The following is a 3,905-nucleotide window of genomic DNA, read 5'->3' on the forward strand; positions in this document are numbered from 1 at the left end:
CGCCGCCACCGCCTACAACCTCAAACGCATCTACATCCTCCAGAAATCCCACTAAAACAGCTCCCATCCACACTCAACAATGAAATCCTCCAACAACGGCTCACTCATCCAGAGAGATGATGCCTCTCTCACACAGACTCTTCAGCCCTCATGCCGTTTCGCTATCCGATACCTGGGGCGTTGCCCCAGGCTGATATAGAGCGCGCCTTCAGCGCTTTTCCATCGACGGGTTCTATCTGTATCGCCTACGACAACGGCTATCACTGGGTGCCCCACATACGCGAAGCTTATGTGGGACGTTCGAGCGTCGGGGTCCCCAGCGAACTTGTTTCGTTTGGGTGAACCCGTAGCTCGAATGCACCGCTGTAGGGGTACAGAAAGTAAAGGCCGGGCCCATGTCCCCGAGGGACACCACCCCAACGAACAAGTTCGCTGGGGACCCCGGACATGGGGCACCCGATGTATTGCTTCGTCGAGCGATATCGGCCCTCCTTCACTACTGCTCACTCGCCAGTGTCCAACGCATGCCGAATGAAACCGTTGGACGATAGTACTCGCGCTGCACCGGATAGATGGTGCTTCCGTTGTAGAAGCCGAAGACTTCATTGCTGAGATTCAGTCCGGAGGCGACCACCTGCCATCCCTTGTGAACGCGATAACTTCCCTGCACATCGAACTGCGTATGCGCATAGAAGTAGTTGTCTCCGGTAGGTCCCTTCAATCCGAGGATTGGATCGTTGGCCGCTCCTGTGCCTGCATTCCACTGATAGGCTGCGATACTCGCATCGTTATGACTGATCGCAAAGCGACCTGAAAAGCGGCTTTTATCGTAGGTCAGATTGAAGTTGTAGTTATTGGGTGAGGTGCGGTCCAGTGCGGGATGGTCACCGCGGTCGCCATCGAAGCCCGACGGGAACGTCACATGCGAGGTTGCGTAGCTGTAGTTCGCGTTGACGCCGAGGCCATTCAGCATGCCCGGGAGAAAGGAGAAGCGCTGCTGCCATTGCAGCTCGATTCCCTGAAGCCGCGCATTTGGGCCGTTGATGGAGAGCGTCTCCTGATACGTTCTGCCCGTGCCGTTGTAATTGTTGACCAGGTTGGCAACCGGATAGATAGGATTATGCAGCTCCTTGAAGAAGTAGCCGGCCTGCACGATGCCGAGGGGTTGGAAGTAGTGCTCGGCAAGGATGTCGAAGTTGTCCGACAACGTCGGCACCAGGTTTGGATTGCCGGTTGACACTGTCGGATAAGGAGTCTGATTGGGATCGACGACCGTCGCCGGCACAAGATCGCCGATGTTTGGTCGTGCCGATCCGCGGCTATAGACGAAACGCAGGTTGCTGTCTTTCTGGAACTGCCACTGCAGCGCCGCGCTGGGAAGCGGATTGAAGTAACTGGCATCCTGCCTGGTCGGTGTTACACCAGGACAGACTTGCGTTGGGTCCTTGAAGCACGGACCCGTAGCCGCATTGTTGACGGTATTGGCAAGGAAGTGCGTGCTGCCCGCGTCGAAACGAAGGCCGCCCTCCAGGCGCAGATTGCCGATAAAGATTACGTCCTGCAGATACCCGGCAGTAATACGCTCATCGGCATTGAAGAAAGCCTGCGCGTAGGTGACAGAATCACCCACAACATCTTCCGTAAAGTCACCGGCATTGGCTGCGACCGCGTGCTGAATGCCACCATAGGATGACGCAGGACCATACGCCTTTCCATTGATGGCGAAGCTGTTGTTGTAATATGTCGGATTGGTGTAACTGCCCACAACGCTGGCAAGCGTAAATGGTGTGGCGCCCGTGTATGAAAGATGATTGTCGTTCTCCCGCTGAGTCGAGTACGAGTTACGTATCTTGACGCCGAAAGAGAACGTGCTGGGATGGCCGCCTGCGTTGTAGTTGTGGGCATAGGAGGCGGTGCCCTGAATGTTGAGCTGCGTCGCATGATAGCTGCCGCCATCGGACTCGTTGACCGTGTACTGCGTCGCATCAAAACCGTTGGTGCCATCCGTCGCTGAGAACTTCGGCCGGTTCGGATTGCTCAGATCTTCAGTAAAGGTGACATTGCTGGGGCCGCTGAAATAGGTACTGGGAAAGACCTGGCCGCCGATGTTATGACCACGCGAGACGGCGAAGTCATACGTCAGCACATCTTTGGAGATCTCCTGGCTCGCGCCCGCCAGCAGGCTGAAGATCTGCTGGTCCGGCCTGCGGATGTAGTGGCGATACTGCCATGAGCCCGTGTTGTCGAAGATGACCTGGGAGCCGCTGCCGCCGACGATGTTTCCCGCATTGGGGGTGTAGACACGCGTCTCACCGAAGTCATGGAAGTCGGCATAGAGGCCCTTGAAATACACGGAGGTGTTGGGACTGACCTTATAGTCAATGCCGGTTACAAAGCCGTAGCGAGTGCGGTAATACTCGTAGGAACGCAGGTCTTCGCTGCTGACATAGGCGATGTTGGTGCCGTTGGGCAGCACTCCAATGCCCTGGCTGGGCTCGAGGTCGTCGATGCCGCGGTTGGTGCGGTCCCAGTTTCCTCCCAGCAGAAACCCGAACTTCTTTCCAGGGCCAAAGCGCTTGCCGAAGGTTCCATCGAATCCTCCGCGCCAGAAGCCATTTTGCAGTGGGTTGTAGCCCGCGGTTCCGTTAAGCGAGTAGGTTGGCTTATCCTGCGCCGTGGGTGTTACGAGGTTCACGGTGCCGCCCACACCATCAGCATCCTGGTCTGCAGCAAGGGTTTTGTAGACCTCGATACGGTCAATCCCGTTGGATGGAATCGCATCCATCTTGACGTTGCGTACCGTCACCTCCACCGATGGCACGTTGACACCGTTGATGGTCAAGTTGGAAAGCCGCGGCTCCGTTCCACGGATCTGCACGTACTTTCCTTCGCCCTCATCTCGTTCCAGCGACACACTGGGCAGACGGCCGATGGCATCGGCGATATTCGTGTTGGGAAGACTGGTGATCACACCCGCCGGCGCAACCTGAACGATCTCGGCAGACATACGCTCAATGTTGATGGCTTCGGCATCGCCGCGCAGGCGAGGCGCTGTAACGATCACCGTATCGCTGTCAGATGCTACCTCGAGCATTGCCGCAACGTTCTGCGTCTGATTCGAGACGACACTGACGGTCGTGATGAACTGCTTAAATCCCACATACGACGCGGTAAGCGTGTATGTACCCGGAGCCAGGTTGGGGAAACGAAACTCTCCATGATTGTCCGTAGCTACCTGACGTTGCGATGGTTCAAGAACCACCTTTGCACTGACGAGAACAGCTCCGGCGGTATCGCGCACGTTTCCTGCGATTCCACCGGAGATTGTTTGTGCAGTGAGAGATCTATCCGCCCATAGACAGACAAATAGAAGAACAAAACTTTGCCAGAAAAATTTGCGCATACGCTCTTATCCCTTTGAAAAGCCCGGGTTGGAGTGAATGGATTCCCTACATCGTCGGCCTCTTTACGTGCAAGGGGGAGAGGTCTCTACGATGTGGTAAGTCGTTGGGGGGCACTAACTGAACTTCAGCGTAGGCGCTTGCGACTTAACTCAAACTTAAGAGGAGACAGGTGCTCTGTGATTTCATGCGAAATTCATTGAAGGATGAGTCTGTATGGCGGGGGGCGTTAAAGCGCTGAAGGCGCGTTCCATATCAGCCTGGGGCAACGCCCCAGGTTGCAGTGCCAACAAGATGTTAAAGGGCTGAAGGCCCGCGCCATAATTCCGTGGATTCGTACCCACCCTAACTTCGTGAGGGTGGGGCACCTGTGATGTTTCAAGAGGTTGTTGTCCATCCGTTTGTATCTGGAGATTCTGTTTGTGACGAGCAAATAGAAGTTTCCGGAGGAACGGATGGACTATCACTATCATGCCCGATTGACGGTGCATGGTCGAAGAGCGA

Annotated in this window: 1 protein-coding gene; it reads right to left on the reverse strand. The window is 55.8% G+C overall.

Going from position 1 to position 3,905, the window contains the following annotated elements; all coding sequences use genetic code 11:
* Positions 1-496 precede the first annotated feature (496 nt).
* Positions 497-3,301: a TonB-dependent receptor gene (locus tag AB4Y89_RS24365; protein WP_442303542.1), complete on the reverse strand. Its 2,805-nt coding sequence runs from the start codon at positions 3,299-3,301 to the stop codon at positions 497-499.
* Positions 3,302-3,905: the final 604 nt, after the last annotated feature.

Source organism: Terriglobus sp. 2YAB30_2 (assembly GCF_052114765.1).
Classification (GTDB): domain Bacteria; phylum Acidobacteriota; class Terriglobia; order Terriglobales; family Acidobacteriaceae; genus Terriglobus.